This is a genomic window from Curtobacterium phyllosphaerae (assembly GCF_049341865.1).
Taxonomy (GTDB): Bacteria; Actinomycetota; Actinomycetes; order Actinomycetales; family Microbacteriaceae; genus Curtobacterium; species Curtobacterium phyllosphaerae.
Genome location: NZ_JBMPIU010000006.1, coordinates 184,298 through 199,773, shown reverse-complemented (window position 1 = coordinate 199,773; position 15,476 = coordinate 184,298). Strand labels below are relative to the sequence as shown.

Genomic DNA, 15,476 nt, shown 5'->3' with positions numbered 1-15,476 from the left:
ATCTATGTCAACGACTTTGGTTGCTTGCATGAACTACCTCCGCGGTGCGGGGGCGGCTCGGACGTGCACGCGCTCCCCCTGCGGCCCGTACAGGCAGAGCGCCTCGACGACCGCGTCCGTCTCGTTCGCGATCCAGTGCGGCGTCCGCGTGTCGAACTCGGCGACCTCCCCCGCCACCAGGTCGAAGTCGTGGCCGCCGAGCACGAGGCGCAGTCGGCCGGAGAGCACGTAGATCCACTCGTGGCCCTCGTGGGTGTTCGCCATGGGCTCACCGCCGGGCCAGTGCGGCGGGAACAGCTGCTTGAACGCGCGGACACCGCCGGTGCGCCGGGTCAGCGGCACGATCGTCATGCCGTTGTGGGTCCTCGCCCGCATGTGCACGCGCGGATCGCCCGTCTCCGGGGCACCGACGAGGTCGTCGAGCGCCACGCGGTGGGCCCGGGCCAACGGCAGCAGGAGTTCGAGGGTCGGACGACGCTGCCCGGACTCCAGGCGTGAGAGCGTGCTCACCGAGATGCCCGTCTGCGCGGACAGCTCCGCGAGGGTGGTGTCCCGGCGGGAGCGGAGTGCGCGCAGTCGCGGGCCGACCGCGTCGATGACCGCATCGGTCGTGGCTGGGGTGGGCTGCGCCTCCTGTCCGTGCATGGCCCCATCTTGCCAGGGTGGCAAATGCACTTGCCGATCTGTTCTCAAGACGCCCACAGTGGGCGCATGGAACAGAACACAGACCGACATGACGTCGTGGTCGTCGGCGGCGGTGCCGCCGGCCTCAGTGCAGCCCTCGTCCTCGGGCGGTCCCGCCGCTCCGTCCTCCTCGTGGATGCAGGCGACCCGCGGAACGCGCGGGCCGCAGGCGTGCACAACTACCTGGGGCAGGAGGGCACCGCGCCGGCGGAGCTGTCCCGGATCGGGCGTGCCGAGGTCACGCGGTACGGGGTCGAGATCGCGGACGGGAGGGTCGTGGCCGCGTCCGCCGTGCGCGCGGACACCGCGGACGGGGACCACCGACCGGCCTTCCGGGTGGTCCTGGACAGCGGCAGGGTCGTCGAGGCCCGTCGCCTCGTCGTGGCGAGCGGCTCCGTCGACGTGCTGCCCGACGTCCCGGGGCTCGCCGAGCAGTGGGGCCGCGGCGTCGTGCACTGCCCGTACTGCCACGGGTGGGAGGTCCGCGACCGGCGCATCGGTGTGCTGCTGACGTCGGCGATACAGGTCCACCAGGCGCAGCTGTTCCGCCAGCTCAGCGACGACGTCACGGTGTTCGCGACCGATCCCGCGCTCCTGGACGACGATGCGCGACGTCGTCTGGACGTGCGCGGGATCGTCGTGGTCGACGGGCCCGTCGCGCGGGTCGTGTCGACGGACGACGTACTGACCGCCGTCGAGCTCGCGGACGGACGCCTGGTCGAGGTGGACGCCCTCGCCGCGTCGAGCACGGTCGAGGCTCGGGTCGACTTCCTCGCCGGGCTCGGACTCGAGCCGGAGGACCAGGTGGTGAACGGCGCGCGGTTCGGGAGCGTCCTGCCGACCGGGCCCACCGGGGAGACCTCGGTGCGCGGTGTCTGGGCCGCGGGGAACCCGACGAACGTGGCGACGATCGTCATCGCGGCGAGTGCGGCAGGGACCGGGGTGGGCGCCCAGGTCCACGCCGACCTCGTGGCGGAGGACGTCGAGCTGGCCCTGCGGGACGCCGTCCCGGCCGGATGACCTGCGGGGCCGGGCTTGGACGTCCCCCCATGGACTCGACGTCCAGACCCGGGCCCTCGACAGGTGCGGCTTGAGATTCCCACAGGTCGGATGCCCGGGCAATAGTCCTGAGGGATGATCTCGTTTCGCTGGTCGCTCCACTACTTTGCATCGAGCGACATCGCGTGGGGTGTGCGACGTCGTTCCAGCCGAGGGATGTCGCTCGATGCGGACGCACCTGCCGCTCCCGTCGGTCCCGTTGCTCCGTTGGGAGGCACCCGTCGCTCCGGCCGGAGCCACCCGTTGCTCCATTGGGAGGCACCCGTCGCTCCATGACCAGTCATCGAGCGACATCGCGTGCGATGAGCGACGTCGCTCCAGCCACGGAATGTCGCTCCATGCGGACGCATCCGGTACGTGGTCATCGAGCGACATTGCGTGGGGTATGCGACGTCGTTCTACCCACGGAATGTCGCTCGATGCGGACGCACCTGCCGCGCCCGTCGCTGCGCGCAGTCGCACCCGTCGCTCCATGACCAGTCATCGAGCGACATTGCGCGGGATAAGCGACGTCGCTCCAGCCACGGAATGTCGCTCCATGCGGACGCACCTGCCGCTTCCGTCGCTCCGTGGAGAGGCACCCGTCGCTCCATGACCGTGCATCGAGCGACATTGCGTGGGATAAGCGACGTCGCTCCAGCCACGGAATGTCGCTCCATGCGGACGCATCCGGTACGTGGTCATCGAGCGACATCGCGTGGGGTATGCGACGTCGCTCGAGCCACGGGATGTCGCCTCGTGCGTATGCATCGAGCGGGGTCACGAGCTCGACGGGCGCGGCACGACCGCAGCGATGCACGCGGGCAGCACGGCCGGACCACGCACGGGAGGCGCGACTCACCTGTCAGGGCGGGTCGCGCCTCCCGTGCGGTCACGTCGCGACCTGCGCGGGGCAGGCTGCTCCGCTCACTCCGCCGCGTGCGCGCCGTGGTGCGGGGTGGGCCCCGTCGTGGCAGGCCCCTCGGCACCGGCCGCGTGCGCGCCGTGGTGCGGGTGCGGCGACGTCGCGGCCGGCTCGTCGACCGGGACGTCCGCCGCGTGCGAGCCGTGCCCGACCGCGTCCTGCGGGGCGCCCGTGGCCGTCGGCGTCGAGCCGGTGGCCGTGCTCGGATGTGCTCGCTCGAGCCCGGCTCCCTCGACGTCGACGTCCGGCACGATGCGGTCGAGCCACTTCGGGAACCACCATGCCGACCGACCGAGCAGGTGCATCGCCGCCGGGATCAGGAGCATCCGGACCACGAACGCATCGACCAGGACGCCGAAGGCGAGCCCGAACCCGATCGGCCGGATCGTGGACGAGTCGGAGAACACGAACCCGGAGAACACCGACATCATGATGATCGCCGCGGCCGTGACCACGGCCCGGCCAGCGTGCAGTCCGCGCTGGACAGCGACCTTGGCCGACGCGCCGTGGGCGTACGCCTCGCGCATGCCGGAGACCAGGAACAGCTGGTAGTCCATCGCCAACCCGAAGAGGATCCCGACCTCGAGGATCGGCAGGAAGCTGAGGATCGGGGCGGGGTCGTGCACCCCGAACACCGCGCTGAGCCAGCCGAACTGGTAGATCGCCGTCAGACCGCCGAAGGCCGCGAGGAGCGACAGGACGAAGCCGGCAGTCGCCGTGATCGGGACGAGGAAGGACCGGAACACGATGATCAGGATGACGAGCGACAACCCGACCACGACGACGAGGTAGAGCGGCAGCACGTTCCCGAGCTTCTCCGACACGTCGATGTTCGCGCTGGCGTTGCCGGCGACCCCGAGCGTGACGGTCCCCTCGTCGGTCCGCACCGTGAGGTCGCGGGTGTCCTTGACGAGCTGCTCGGTGCCGACGCTCGACGGGCCCGACTTCGGCACGACCTGGAACGCGATGACCGAACCATCCGAGGAGGCGCCGATCGGTGCGACCGCAGCGACGTCGTCCTGCTTCGCGATGGCCTGACCGATCGTGACCTCGCGGGCGGTGACGTCCGACTCCGCGACGTCCTTCGGCATGTCCGCGACGACGACGAGCGGGCCGTTCTGACCCCCGCCGAACTTCTCCTCCGCGACCTTGAACGCCTTGTACTGGCTGGAGTCGGTGGCTTCCGACGAGCCGTCGGGGAGTCCGAGGCGCATGTGCATCGCGGGGAGCGCGATCGTGCCGAGCACCGCGATGCCGACCACGAGCGTCACGAGGGCGCGCCACGTGGGCATCGGCGTGTTCGGCACGCGGACGGCGCCGGTCGTGCCGATCGCGGCGCGCTCCTTCCGGCGGAGCAGTCGCATCCCGACGAGGCCGGCCATCGCCGGTGTGAACGAGATCGCGACGCAGATCGCGACGAACACCGCGACCGCCCCGACGGTGCCCATCAGGCCGAGGAAGGGCACCCCCGTGATGTTCAGGGCGAGCAGGGCGATCATGACCGTCGCCCCCGCGAACACGACCGCGTTCCCGGACGTCCCGTTCGCGAGGCCGATCGACTCGTGCAGCGACATGCCCTGTTTGAGCTGGGTCCGGTGTCGGTTGAGGATGAACAAGGAGTAGTCGATGCCGACCGCCAACCCGAGCATCACCCCGAGGACCGGGGTGACCGAGATGAACTGGACGAGGCTCGAGAAGGACAGCGCTGCGAGCGACGCCACGGCGACGCCGAGGATCGCACTCGCGAGCGGGAGGGCCGCACCGAGCACGGTGCCGAGCAGGACGACGAGGACGACCGCCGCCACGATGAGTCCGACGACCTCGCCCGGGCCGAGGACGCTCGGGACGCCCTGGGCGATGTCGTTCGACACATAGACGTCCACGCCGCTGATGTCGGCCGCGTCGGCCTTGGCCCCGATCGCGGTCTTCAGCGTCTGCGGGACCTCGAACGTCGACTTGGTGAACTGGACGGTGGCGAGACCGGCGGAACCGTCCTTCGAGACGAACCGGATGTTCTTCGACAGGTCGAGCAGCGCCGCACCCTGCGAGAGCTGCTGCTTCTGGTCCTGCAGCTTCGCGGTGTTGGTGTCGATCTGCTGCTGTCCGGAGGTGATCTGTGCCTGTTGCGCGTCGAGCTGCTGTTGAGCGGCGGCGAGTTGTGCCTGAGCGGCGGACGCCGCGGCGCCACCTGCCGCCTCGGCCTGGGCCTTCTGCGCGTCGAGCTGGGACTGCGCAGCGGCGAGCTGTTGCTTGCCGGCGTCGAGCTTCGACTGCGCGTCCGCGATCTGCTGCTCGGCCGCCGTGATCTGGGACTCCCCGTTGCTCAGCTTGCTGCGCTGGGAGTCGATCCGCTGCTGCAGCGTGAACGGGTCGGATGCGTTCTTGACGCCCTTCATGTCGGCGAGACCGTCGAGGAACGTCTTGACGTCGGCCTTCTGGCTCGCCGAGAACGACTTGCCGTCCTTCGTCTCGAACACCAGGGTGCCGGAGCCGCCGTCCGCCTTCGGGAACTTGTCCGCGAGCTGGTTCTGGACCTTCTCGGTGGCGGTGCCGGGGATGCTGATGCTCGACGAGATCGTGCCCGCGAACAGCGCGTACGTGCCGCCGCTGACGCCGAGGATCACGATCCAGCTGACGATGACGAGCCAGTGGCGCCGGGCGGCGAACCGTCCGAGTCGGTAGAGGAGACCGGCCATGCGGGTCCGTTCCTTTCGGTGATGCTGATCGCGGTGACGGGGTGCGCCGGTGGACCCCAGGGGTTGTCAGTGCTCGGGCAGGTACCCGGTCCGGACGCTCACGATCAGGCGATCGAGGAGCGTGTCCCAGGCGGCGCGGGCCGAGGTGCCGGTCATGCCGTTCGTCGTCTCCACCCAGTGACTCGCGATGACGACGAGACCGCCCATCAGGGAGTCGACGAGCAGCTCTGCGTCGAGCGCGTCGACGCCGGGGTGCCGGCGGCCGACCTCGGCCAGCAGACGACCGCTGACCCGGGCGAACGCGGACTGGGTGAGCGCTCCGGCGCGGTCGTCGGTCTTCTCGGGCTTGCCGAGGATCCGGACCATGGTGCTGATCGCCGTGACGAGGTCGCTCGCGCGCATCGCGGAGGCGATCTCGTCGAACATCGCCGCACGGCTGCCGTCGCCGACGGGCGTCCGGTCGATGCGCGCGAGGAACGCGTCGACCACGTCGGAGAGGGCGTGCTCGCACACGGTGAGCATGATCTCGTCGAGTGAGGTGAAGTGGTTGAAGACGGTGCGCCGTGCGACGTCGGCGCGGGTGGCGAGCTCGTCGACCGTGAACGTGGGCCCGCCACGCTCGTCGACCAGCTCGCGCGCGGCGTCGACGATCGCGTCACGGTGCCGGGCCTTGAGGGCGGCACGACGGTCGAGCGCGGGACTGGTCACCCTCATGACACTAAGTGCAACGATGCACGTCGTGCACGTTGATTCGGAGGACTCTCAGGCACGGGTGACCCGCCGACCGTCATCCACGAACCGTCACCGGACCGGCCGGTGCCACGCGGACCTCGATCCCTTGACAGAATGACAGGCATGGACCCCCACGCCACCGCCCAGCTCCGCGCGCGGATCATCGACGCGGCGGTGATCTGCGTCATCGACGGCGGACCGACGGCGCTCTCGTCCCGACGGGTCGCCGAGCTCGCCGGGGTCGACGTCCCGGTGGTCGAGGACCAGTTCCCGAGCCGCGACAGCATGACCGCCACCGTCGTCGACCGCTGGGGCGGAGCGCTCACCGACCCGCTGCTGCCGATCGCCACGGAGCAGGGCACGGTCGCCTACCTGCAGGCCCTCGTCGCGACCTTCGCCCGGGAACCGCAGCTCATGCAGCTCATCGCCGGTGTGCTCGGCGCGGCCACCGACCCGCACTCGCCGGGTGCGGCCTACTACCGCGAGATCTACCACCGGTTCGCGACCACCATCCGGGAGTCCCTGGTCCGCGACTTCGCGTCCGGGCGCGAGGTCTCCGCCGTGTCGGCGGAGCACGCGGCCCGTCAGCTCCTGGCCCTCTACGACGGGTTCCGCCTGCAGTCGCTCCTGGTCCCGAACGTCCCCATCGAGGTCGCGTTCGACCAGGGGGTCGCAGCCCTGCGCCGCGGATGGGTCGAGGTCGCAGCCGAGCTGTAGGCGTGCTCGCCGGCGCGGGTAACCCGGTGCTGAGCGCAGGGTGCCGCGGGGCCTGGCGCGGGTCGGAGCGGTGTGCTGCGGGTCCGGGCGGCGTGCCGCGGGTCTGGACGCGGGTGTCCCCGCCCCGGGCACGGTCAGTCCTCGACGACGATCCCGACCGCCCGTGCGAGGGCCGCGGCCATCGCGAGGACCTGCTCGCGGTCCAGGACGGCACCGCGCAACTGCGCAGCGTCCGCGATGACCGAGATGTCCGCGCCGCGCAGGTCGACGTCGCGGAGCCGAGCCCCGGACGCGGTCAGTTCGCGGATCCGGCAGCCCGGGAACGCGATGCGCTCGAGCTGTGCGGACCCGAGGTCGAGCTCGTCGATCACGCAGTCCTCGAACGTGACGTCGCGGATGGTCGACGTGCGGAGGTCGACGAACCCGAGCTTCGCACCGACGATCCGGACGTCGTCGAGCACGGCGTCGTGGAGTTCCACCGACCCGACCCGACCCGCGGCCACCCGGACACCGCGCCAGATCGACCCCGGGGCGCGCAGCACCGGGGTGTCGAGGACGCCGATGGTGGCGTCGCGGATCCGCAGCCCGCGGAGGTCGGCAGCGTCGGCCCGGAGCACGCCGATGGCGCACTCCTCGATGTCGAGCTCGGTCAGGACGCGTCCGCCGACGTCGAGATCGCCGACGTCCCGCCGCTCGAGCACGTCACCTGGACGCAGGTCGGCCGGTCCGGCGGGCGCGTCCAGCGATCCACCGGGGAGCCCCGACTGGAGGCGCTGCGGGTCGACCCGGTCGTGGCGGGGCGCCCGGACACCACCGGACCGCATCCGGCCCGTGCTCGCCATCGCACTCAGACCAGCGGTTCGAACCCGGCGCGGTCCACCCTGCGGTGGTACCGCATGCCGAGGGCGCCACCGGCGATCGCGCCGAGGAGCGTCACGGCGAGGACGACGACGATCGCCACGACGCCCACCCACCAGGCTCCGCCGTCGAGCTGACGCCCGAGGTCCATGTCCGCGCCGGTCGTGCCGCGTCCCATGAACGAGCCAGTCCGGTCGGCGCCGAGGTACCAGCCGTAGAGGCCGGCCAGGACCGCGAACAGGATGCCCCAGAACCAGGTGGCGAGGCCCTGCTTCACGCCCGCGAACCGCGCCATGCGTCCGGTCACGTAGGCGCCGGCCATCGACGCCAGGAACAGCACCACGGCGACGATCGAGGCTCCGACGATCGCCTCGACGGACAGGTCGCCGTTGCTCGCCGTCATGGGCCGACCGGACCGGAGCCCGAGGCCGACGACCACGGCGCCGACGATCGCACTGAGGATGACGAAGACACCCGTGGTGACGATCGCTCCGAAGAACGCGGACCCGAACTTGAAGCCGGAGAACGACTCCTTCTGCCGGTCGAGGATCTCCTCGCGCGTGAGGGGACCCGACGGGACCGCGGCGGTCGTGCCGTCCTGCGCGTCCTCCGGGAAGTACGAGTGGAGCGAGTCCTGGTGCTCGGTGGCGGGCGCCGCGGTGGGCGGCACGACCGGCGCTCCGACCGGGGGCAGGGGCGCGGCAGCCGGGTACCGGGCGGTCTGGGCGTCGTCCGCGACCGGCTCGTCCTGCCTGGACGGTGCGGGGGTCGGCTCGTCGAGCGGGTCGTAGGGACCGATCGGCATCGCGCGCGTCGGCTCCGGTGGTGCCGGCTCGACGAGTGGAGGGGCGGCAGCCTCGGCCGGCAGGCGGTCGTACGCCGCGGTCGGTTGGTCATCGCGCGCGTCGGTGGATTCCACGACGTCGGGAGCGTCGGCCATCGGGTTCGGCCGGGTCTCGTCCGCGGTCGGGTCGTCGATGTCGATCGTGCGTGGCGGTGTGCCGGGGGCCGCGAGGGAGTCGTCTCCGGCCTGCTGCTCGATCGAGCCGAAGTCCGGGTCCGCAGCCGCGACCTCGTCCGGGGCGGCGTCGTGCTGCCCGGCGTCGTGCGCTCCGTCGTCGACGCGCTCGGCCGCCGACACCCCGCTCGGTGCATCGGCAGGGTCGACCGCGGGACGGTCGGCCGGGACGGACTCGTCGGAACCGGGCTCGACCGGCGGTTCGGCGTCCGGACGCTCGTCGTACCGCGCAACGTCACGCTGCTCGCCGCCGTCGTGCCCGCCACCGTCGTGCCCGCCGTCGTGCTGCTCGCCGCCGTCGTGCCCGCCGCCGTACTGGTCGCCGTCGCGCTGGCCCTGCTGGTCGCCCGCCGCAGCGTCCGCCGCAGCGTCCCCGCGGTGCTCGTCGTGCTGACCGTCCGCCGGGATCGGGCGTCGGTCGTCGTCGGGATCGCTCATCGTGGTCCTCCTGGGGCCGTCGGCCGGATCGCGTGCGGGCGCGTGGAACGAACGCCCTCCGTCCAGCAAACTCCCCGGGACCGCCGATCGTGCGCCGACGCGCCCGACACGGCCGACTCCGCAGCTGGAGGTCAGCCGCGCAGCGGCGCCGACGCCGGCTCGGAGGCGGCGTCCCGGAACCCGGCGACGAGGTCGGCGAGCGCCTCGACGGACGTGTGGCGCGCCTCCCATCCGAGTTCCTGCCGCGCCCGGTCGGTGCGCATGATCGGGACACCGGCCGCGATGTCGATCCACCCCGCGTCGGTCGGCTGCAGGTGCAGTCGCCACGTCGCGGTCACGATGCCCCGGAGCAACCCGAGCGGGATGCGGACCGCGCGCCGCATCCCGAGCACCGCGGCGATGCGCGGCGGTGTGATGACGGGCCCGGCGGCGATGTTGAACGCTCCGGGAGCGCGCTCGGCGACGGTGAGCCAGTACGCCTCGGCCACGTCGTCGGCGTGCACGGCCTGGAACACGAACGGCCCGGGCAGTGGCAGCACCGCCCAGCGGATCCACTCGACGATCCGCATGGGCACGACCCGGCCGAGGAACAGCCCGCGGATCTCGGCGGCAGCGGCCCGCTGGAAGATGAGTCCCGGCCGGAGCCGCGTGACGACGACGTCGGGGTGTGCGGCCGCGAACTCGTCGAGCACGGCCTCGTTGATGGCCTTGTGTCGGCTGTAGGTCGCCGTCGGGATGCCGTCGACGGGCCAGGACTCGTCGACGCGGAGCCGTTTGTCCGCCGCCCGGTACGCACCGACGCTCGAGGCGACGACGACCTGCGCGACGCCCGCCCGCGCCACCGCGTCGAGCACCGCAGCGGTGCCGTCCACGTTCGTGGCGTACTGCACCGGGATGTCGTGGGTCGGCTGCAGCGCCCACGCGAGGTGGATCACCGCGTCGACCGAGTCGAGGACCGGGACGAGGGAATCGGCTGCCGTCGGCAGCGAGACGTCGAGGCTGTGCCACTCGACGTCCGCGTACGGTGCGACGGCCCGGTCGGGGATCCGCCGGGCGACGCCGACGATCTGCACGTCCGGCTCCCGGTGCAGCCGCCGGAGCACCGCGGTGCCGACGTTGCCGGTCGCACCGATGACCGCGATCCTGGTCATGTCGTCATCGCCGGGTCGAGCACGACCTTCACGCAGCCGTCCTCCTTCTTCTGGAAGACCTCGTACATGTGCGGTGCCGCATCGAGTCCGACGCGGTGCGTCGTCAGGTCGAGGGTGCCGAGCGGGTCGGCGGGGTCCTCCACGAGCGGGCGGATGTCCTCGATCCAGCGGAGGACGTTGCACTGCCCTTCGCGGAGGGTGATCTGCTTGTCGAACATCGTCTTGAGCGGCATCGGGTCGGCGACCCCGCCGTAGACCCCGCTCAGCGAGATCGTGCCGCCGCGACGGACGACGTCGATCGCGGTGGTGACCGCCGCGAGCCGGTCGACACCGACGGTCTCGAAGGCCTTCTGCGCGAGCTTGTCGGGGAGGAGCCCCGCCACGGTCTGGATGGCCGACGCCGCGGGGCTGCCGTGCGCCTCCATCCCGACCGCGTCGACGACCCCGTCGGGGCCGCGACCGTCGGTCAGGTCGCGGAGCCGGTCGGCGATGTCGTCCTGCATGTCGAACGTCTCGACCCCGTGGCGCTCCGCCATCGCACGTCGGACGGCCTCCGGCTCGACCGCGAGGACCCGGTACCCGCGGTGCACGCCGATCCGGGCGGCGAACTGGCCGACGGGGCCGAGGCCGAGCACGACGAGGGTGCCGCCCTCGGGGACGTTCGCGAAGTCGACGCCCTGCCAGGCCGTCGGGATGATGTCGCTGAGGAACAGGTACTGCTCGTCGGGACCCTCCGGCGGGATGACGATGTGGTTGTTGTCGGCGAGCGGGACGCGGAGGAGCTCGGCCTGGCCACCGGGGACCTGGCCGTACATCTTGGAGAAGCCGAACAGCGACGCGCCGGAGCCGTACTCGGTGACCTGGGTGGTCTCGCACTGCGACTGGAGCCCGCGCTCGCACATCCAGCAGTGGCCGCACGCGATGTTGAACGGGATGACGACCCGGTCGCCCACCTTGAGCCGGGAGACGGCGGACCCGACCTCCTCGACGATGCCCATCGGCTCGTGTCCCAGGACGTCGCCCTTGTCGAGGTACGGCCCGAGCACCTTGTACAGGTGCAGGTCGGAGCCGCAGATCGCGGTGGAGGTGATCCGGATGATCGCGTCCGTCGGTTGTTCGATCGTCGGGTCCGGGACCGTCTCGACGCTGACCTTCTCGGTGCCCTGCCATGTGAGTGCTCGCATGGGGCCTGACTACGCCGGGCTGCTCCGAGTCGGCCCGGCACCCTCCTGTTCACGCACTGGCCTGCTCCCGCACCGCCACGCCCCCGTGCTCGGGCAGCGCACCGCCACGCCCCCGTGCTCGGGCAGCGCACCGCCACGCCCCCGCGCTCGGGCAGCGCACCGCCACGCCCCCGCGCTCGGGCAGCGCACCGCCACGCCCCCGCGCTCGGGCACGCGGTCAGGTCGTCACCGGAACGACAGGATCGACAACGGGTCGACCAGGACGCCCTTCACCCGGGTCTCGACGTGCACGTGGGGTCCGGTCACCTGGCCGGTCGCCCCGGAGGCGCCGAGAACCGTGCTGAGCGCGACCGTCTGGCCCGGCGTGACCGAGATCGCGCTGAGGTGCGCGGTCAGGACGGTGGTGAGCCCGTACGTGACGACGACGTAGTTGCCGTAGGTCGCGTTGCCGATGACCGTGGTCGTCACGGTGCCGGTCCCGGACGCGAAGACCGTCGTGCCGGTGCCCACCCCGGCGTCGGTGCCCTCGTGGTAGCGCGGCACGTGTCCGACGCCGCGGTCGTCGCCGAACCGACCCGTGATCCGCTGGCTGACGACCGGCCACCGCAGCCCGGCGACCGGACGGCTCGACCACGCCCGTGCCCCGGATGCGCCGTACAGGACCACGTTGCGGTCGACCTGCACCAGCAGCTGCCCGGCCCCGGCTCGACTCGTGTCGCTCGCCCACACCGCTCGGCGGTCCGGGCCGTAGACCACCAGGTTGCCGTCGGTCTGCACCGCGGCCGTCGACCCCGGGAACCGCGAGGTCCCCGTGGACCAGACCGCCGTGGCGCCGTCGTACTGCACGAGGTTGCCGTCCGGCTGCATCGACAGGCGCATGCCGCTGTTCGCCGCCGCGCGGAGCGTCGTGCCCGGCAGGAGCACCTGCCCCGCGGCCACCCGGTCCTGGAACGCACTCGCGTGCCACGCCGTCCCGCCGTTGCCCTGGGCCATCCCGAAGTCGCCGTCGTCATTGACGACCAGCGCCGTCGCACCGCGGCCGCTCGACCCGGTCGACCAGACGGCGCCGGTCCCGCGGTAGATGACGAGGTTGCCGTCCGCCTGCGGGACGAACGTGGCCCCGGTCGCGGTGGAGGTGTTGCTCGCCCAGAGCACCCGGTTCCCGATGCCGTACATGACGAGGTTGCCGTCGCCCTGCGCCGTGAGCCGGAACTGCCCGTTCGGCGACGTCACGACGCTCCCGCCGACGAGCACGGTCCCGGCTGGCACGCTCCCGACGTACGGTGCCGGCGCCGCCTGCGCGGGGACACCGCTGACGAGCGCCACCGCCGTGAGCACGATGCTCACGACGAGGGCGACGAGGAGGACGAGCGTCCGAGGTGTGCGCGTCGTGGTCATGGTGGTGGTCCCCTGCTGGTCTCCCGCGACCCGGTGGGGCCCGTCAGAGCATGCTCGTCGCAGCCGCGGACGAACGGCAGTCCCACCTCGGGGGGCTGGCCGCGACGCGGGAGCTGTGCAGGCGGAGGAGGTCGCGACCCATCCGACCGGCGATCCGGCTAGCATCCTCACCAGCGCCGATGCCGCCGATGCCGACGGGGTCGCCGGGGTCACCAGATCAGGATCGGCGCACTGAGCGGGGGCGCAGCAGTGGACGACGCAACGAGGTTGACGGAGCTCCGGAGCACGATCACGGACGCTGCCATCGAGACGTTCCGCGGGGAGCGGTTCGCGTCGGTGTCCCCGGAGACGGTGGCCGAACGCGCCGGTGTGCCCGTCGCGGAGGTGTCCCGGGCGTTCCCGGTGTGGGAACTGCTCGTGGTCGCGGTGGTCAACCGGTGGCAGGGTGCGTCGCGGCGAGCGCTGCGCTCGGTCGCCGAACAGGACGGCACCGTCGCCTACCTACGAGCGATGCTCGAGGACGCAGCCGCCGACCCGGCGATGGTCCGGGTCCGGCTCGCGGTGCTCGTCGCCGCGTCCGAACCGACCTACCCGGCGAGCGGCTGGTACCGGCAGCAGTACGACGCGTTCGTGCAGGACGTCGGACTGTTCCTGACGAGGGACGTGATCGGTCACCGTGAGCCGCGGACGATGTCGGCTGCGTCCGCCGCGCACCAGCTCACTGCGCTCTACGAGGGACTCCAGCTGCAGCACGCCCTCGGCGCGGTGACGGACCTGCTGCCGACGTGGGACCGGGCGGTGGCACGGTTCCGGTGGGGGTGGAACACGGCGTACGCACCGCCGGCGACACCCGCACCCTGAGCGGTCACACCCGCGGTCGATCCCGGGCAAGCTTGTCCCATGACCTACGTCGCCTCACCTGACCGCTACGACTCGATGCCCTACCGCCGCTCCGGTCGCTCGGGCCTCGACCTCCCGCTGCTCTCCCTCGGCTACTGGCACAACTTCGGCGATGACCGGTCGTTCGAGACCCAGCGCGCCATCAGCCGCCGGGCGTTCGACCTCGGCATCACCCACCATGACCTCGCGAACAACTACGGCCCGCCGTACGGTGCGGCCGAGGTCAACTTCGGTCGGCTGATGCGCGAGGACTTCCGCCCGTACCGCGACGAGATGGTGATCTCGACGAAGGCCGGCTGGGACATGTGGCCCGGCCCGTACGGCCAGGGTGGCGGCAGCCGGAAGTACATGCTCGCCTCGCTCGACCAGTCCCTGCGGCGGATGGGTCTCGACCACGTCGACGTCTTCTACTCGCACCGGCTCGACGCGTCGACGCCGCTCGAGGAGACGATGGGCGCGTTGCACACGGCCGTCCAGCAGGGCAAGGCGCTGTACGTCGGGATCTCGTCCTACGACGCCGAGCGGACCCGGCAGGCCGCCGCGATCCTCCGGGACCTCGGGACGCCGCTCCTCATCCACCAGCCGTCGTACTCGATGCTGAACCGCTGGATCGAGACCGAGGGACTCCTCGACGCCACGGCGGAGGTCGGCGCCGGGGTCATCGGCTTCACCGCGCTGGCACAGGGGCTGCTGACCGACAAGTACCTCGATGGCGTCCCGGCGGGGTCGCGGGCGTCGAAGGGCGACTCGTTCGACCCGTCGGTGATCACCGAGGAGGTCGTCGGACACCTCCGCGCGCTGTCGGAGATCGCGGCCGCCCGTGGACAGTCCCTCGCGCAGCTCGCCCTCGCGTGGGCGCTCCGCGATGAACGCGTCACGTCGCTCGTGATCGGCGCGTCGCGGGTCGAGCAGGTCGACCAGAACGTCGCCGCGCTCGGGAACCTGTCCTTCACCGAGGACGAGCTCCGCACGATCGACGAGCACGCCGTCGAGGCCGCCGGGGTCGACCTGTGGGCGGGTGCGCGCGTCGGTGACGTCTGAGCCCACCGACGGCTGACGGACGGGAGGCCCCACCCGCGTGACCGGCGTCGGTCACGCGGGTGGGGCCTCCCGTCCGGCGTCGTGGGCCGTCAGTGCGTCGTGGGCCGTCAGTGCGTCGGGCGCCGTCAGCGCGGCGCGGGCCGTCAGTGCGGCGGGCCGTCAGTGCGTCGTGGAGATGAGGTACGAGACCGAGGTGCCCGGCGTGCTGATGCTCACCGAGTAGTCGGCGTCGGTGTAGGTCGCCTGCGTCCCCGAGCCGCCGTCGCTCTTGGTGAACCCGGCCTTCTCGAGCGCTGCGGCAGCACGTGCGAAGCCGCCCTTGGTGTCCGGGGAGATGGTGGCGCTCCAGCCGTTGTCGGCGTCGCCGCGGGCCACGATGACGTCGCCGTCGACGAGGGGGACCGCCTTCGGGAAGTTCGCCGGGAGCTCCTGCGCTGCCGAGGACGGGGTGGAGGTCGAGGACGCCGACGCCGGACCGGTGGCGGAGGAACCGCTCGGACCGGTCGCGCATCCGGAGAGGAGTGCGGCCGCCGCGAGCACGGTGACACCGGCGCTGACGGCCTTCGTGGAGGTGGAACGTGTGGTGGAGCTGAGGTGGAGCATGTGACCTTCTGTGCAGGTGGTGCGTTTCCTGTGGACGTTCCAGTCTCGCGCAGGTCGACTGGACGAACGGCGTACGAACGGATGTGGGCACGG

Annotated in this window: 13 protein-coding genes; 4 read left to right on the top strand and 9 right to left on the bottom strand. The window is 71.8% G+C overall.

The window, feature by feature from the left end:
- Positions 1 to 33 precede the first annotated feature (33 nt).
- The gene (locus tag ACO0E0_RS12705; RefSeq protein ID WP_422871799.1) at positions 34 to 645 is read right to left on the bottom strand and encodes a helix-turn-helix domain-containing protein; all 612 of its coding nucleotides are present in this window, start codon (positions 643 to 645) and stop codon (positions 34 to 36) included.
- Positions 646 to 711: 66 nt separating this feature from the next.
- Between ACO0E0_RS12705 and ACO0E0_RS12700 the strand changes: the two genes are divergently transcribed.
- Positions 712 to 1,704, top strand: coding sequence for an NAD(P)/FAD-dependent oxidoreductase (locus ACO0E0_RS12700; RefSeq protein WP_422871798.1), 993 nt, complete (start codon positions 712 to 714; stop codon positions 1,702 to 1,704).
- Positions 1,705 to 2,649: 945 nt separating this feature from the next.
- Here ACO0E0_RS12700 and ACO0E0_RS12695 read toward each other — a convergent pair.
- Positions 2,650 to 5,343: an MMPL family transporter gene (locus tag ACO0E0_RS12695; protein WP_422871797.1), complete on the bottom strand. Its 2,694-nt coding sequence runs from the start codon at positions 5,341 to 5,343 to the stop codon at positions 2,650 to 2,652.
- Positions 5,344 to 5,409: 66 nt separating this feature from the next.
- The gene (locus ACO0E0_RS12690) at positions 5,410 to 6,051 is read right to left on the bottom strand and encodes a TetR/AcrR family transcriptional regulator (protein WP_422871796.1); all 642 of its coding nucleotides are present in this window, start codon (positions 6,049 to 6,051) and stop codon (positions 5,410 to 5,412) included.
- A gap of 147 nt (positions 6,052 to 6,198) precedes the next feature.
- Between ACO0E0_RS12690 and ACO0E0_RS12685 the strand changes: the two genes are divergently transcribed.
- On the top strand, positions 6,199 to 6,792 hold the full coding sequence (locus ACO0E0_RS12685) for a TetR/AcrR family transcriptional regulator (protein ID WP_422871795.1): 594 nt from the start codon (positions 6,199 to 6,201) through the stop codon (positions 6,790 to 6,792).
- A gap of 134 nt (positions 6,793 to 6,926) precedes the next feature.
- Here ACO0E0_RS12685 and ACO0E0_RS12680 read toward each other — a convergent pair whose 3' ends face one another.
- The 5 genes from ACO0E0_RS12680 to ACO0E0_RS12660 form a co-directional block, all read right to left on the bottom strand.
- On the bottom strand, positions 6,927 to 7,634 hold the full coding sequence (locus ACO0E0_RS12680; RefSeq protein WP_422871794.1) for a pentapeptide repeat-containing protein: 708 nt from the start codon (positions 7,632 to 7,634) through the stop codon (positions 6,927 to 6,929).
- 5 nt (positions 7,635 to 7,639) lie between these two features.
- Complete coding sequence (locus ACO0E0_RS12675; RefSeq protein ID WP_422871793.1) at positions 7,640 to 9,106, bottom strand: hypothetical protein; 1,467 nt, start codon at positions 9,104 to 9,106, stop codon at positions 7,640 to 7,642.
- A gap of 131 nt (positions 9,107 to 9,237) precedes the next feature.
- Complete coding sequence (locus tag ACO0E0_RS12670; protein ID WP_422871792.1) at positions 9,238 to 10,257, bottom strand: NAD-dependent epimerase/dehydratase family protein; 1,020 nt, start codon at positions 10,255 to 10,257, stop codon at positions 9,238 to 9,240.
- Positions 10,254 to 11,441 (bottom strand): zinc-dependent alcohol dehydrogenase, encoded by a 1,188-nt coding sequence (locus tag ACO0E0_RS12665; protein ID WP_422871791.1) that lies wholly within the window; start codon positions 11,439 to 11,441, stop codon positions 10,254 to 10,256. Before ACO0E0_RS12665 ends, ACO0E0_RS12670 begins: the two co-directional genes overlap by 4 nt.
- Before the next feature lie 225 nt (positions 11,442 to 11,666).
- The gene (locus tag ACO0E0_RS12660; protein WP_422871790.1) at positions 11,667 to 12,839 is read right to left on the bottom strand and encodes a peptidoglycan DD-metalloendopeptidase family protein; all 1,173 of its coding nucleotides are present in this window, start codon (positions 12,837 to 12,839) and stop codon (positions 11,667 to 11,669) included.
- A gap of 267 nt (positions 12,840 to 13,106) precedes the next feature.
- On the opposite strand from ACO0E0_RS12660, the gene ACO0E0_RS12655 reads away from it, so the two are divergent.
- Together ACO0E0_RS12655 and mgrA are read left to right on the top strand one after the other, a co-directional pair.
- The gene (locus tag ACO0E0_RS12655; protein WP_422871789.1) at positions 13,107 to 13,700 is read left to right on the top strand and encodes a TetR/AcrR family transcriptional regulator; all 594 of its coding nucleotides are present in this window, start codon (positions 13,107 to 13,109) and stop codon (positions 13,698 to 13,700) included.
- 39 nt (positions 13,701 to 13,739) lie between these two features.
- Entirely contained in the window at positions 13,740 to 14,780 is a 1,041-nt protein-coding gene (gene mgrA / locus ACO0E0_RS12650) for an L-glyceraldehyde 3-phosphate reductase (protein WP_422871788.1), read from the top strand.
- Between the two features lie 159 nt (positions 14,781 to 14,939).
- Here the strand turns inward: mgrA and ACO0E0_RS12645 are convergent, their stop codons facing one another.
- The gene (locus tag ACO0E0_RS12645) at positions 14,940 to 15,383 is read right to left on the bottom strand and encodes a hypothetical protein (protein ID WP_422871787.1); all 444 of its coding nucleotides are present in this window, start codon (positions 15,381 to 15,383) and stop codon (positions 14,940 to 14,942) included.
- Between the last annotated feature and the right edge of the window lie 93 nt (positions 15,384 to 15,476).

Excerpts from the sequence above, each read along its gene's own strand:
- ACO0E0_RS12705 (WP_422871799.1), bottom strand. The coding sequence starts at position 645 with ATGCACGGACAGGAGGCGCAGCCCACCCCAGCCACGACCGATGCGGTC.
- ACO0E0_RS12700 (WP_422871798.1), top strand. The coding sequence starts at position 712 with ATGGAACAGAACACAGACCGACATGACGTCGTGGTCGTCGGCGGCGGT.
- ACO0E0_RS12695 (WP_422871797.1), bottom strand. The coding sequence starts at position 5,343 with ATGGCCGGTCTCCTCTACCGACTCGGACGGTTCGCCGCCCGGCGCCAC.
- ACO0E0_RS12685 (WP_422871795.1), top strand. The coding sequence starts at position 6,199 with ATGGACCCCCACGCCACCGCCCAGCTCCGCGCGCGGATCATCGACGCG.
- ACO0E0_RS12680 (WP_422871794.1), bottom strand. The coding sequence starts at position 7,634 with ATGGCGAGCACGGGCCGGATGCGGTCCGGTGGTGTCCGGGCGCCCCGC.
- ACO0E0_RS12675 (WP_422871793.1), bottom strand. The coding sequence starts at position 9,106 with ATGAGCGATCCCGACGACGACCGACGCCCGATCCCGGCGGACGGTCAG.
- ACO0E0_RS12670 (WP_422871792.1), bottom strand. The coding sequence starts at position 10,257 with ATGACCAGGATCGCGGTCATCGGTGCGACCGGCAACGTCGGCACCGCG.
- ACO0E0_RS12665 (WP_422871791.1), bottom strand. The coding sequence starts at position 11,441 with ATGCGAGCACTCACATGGCAGGGCACCGAGAAGGTCAGCGTCGAGACG.
- ACO0E0_RS12660 (WP_422871790.1), bottom strand. The coding sequence starts at position 12,839 with ATGACCACGACGCGCACACCTCGGACGCTCGTCCTCCTCGTCGCCCTC.
- mgrA (WP_422871788.1), top strand. The coding sequence starts at position 13,740 with ATGACCTACGTCGCCTCACCTGACCGCTACGACTCGATGCCCTACCGC.
- ACO0E0_RS12645 (WP_422871787.1), bottom strand. The coding sequence starts at position 15,383 with ATGCTCCACCTCAGCTCCACCACACGTTCCACCTCCACGAAGGCCGTC.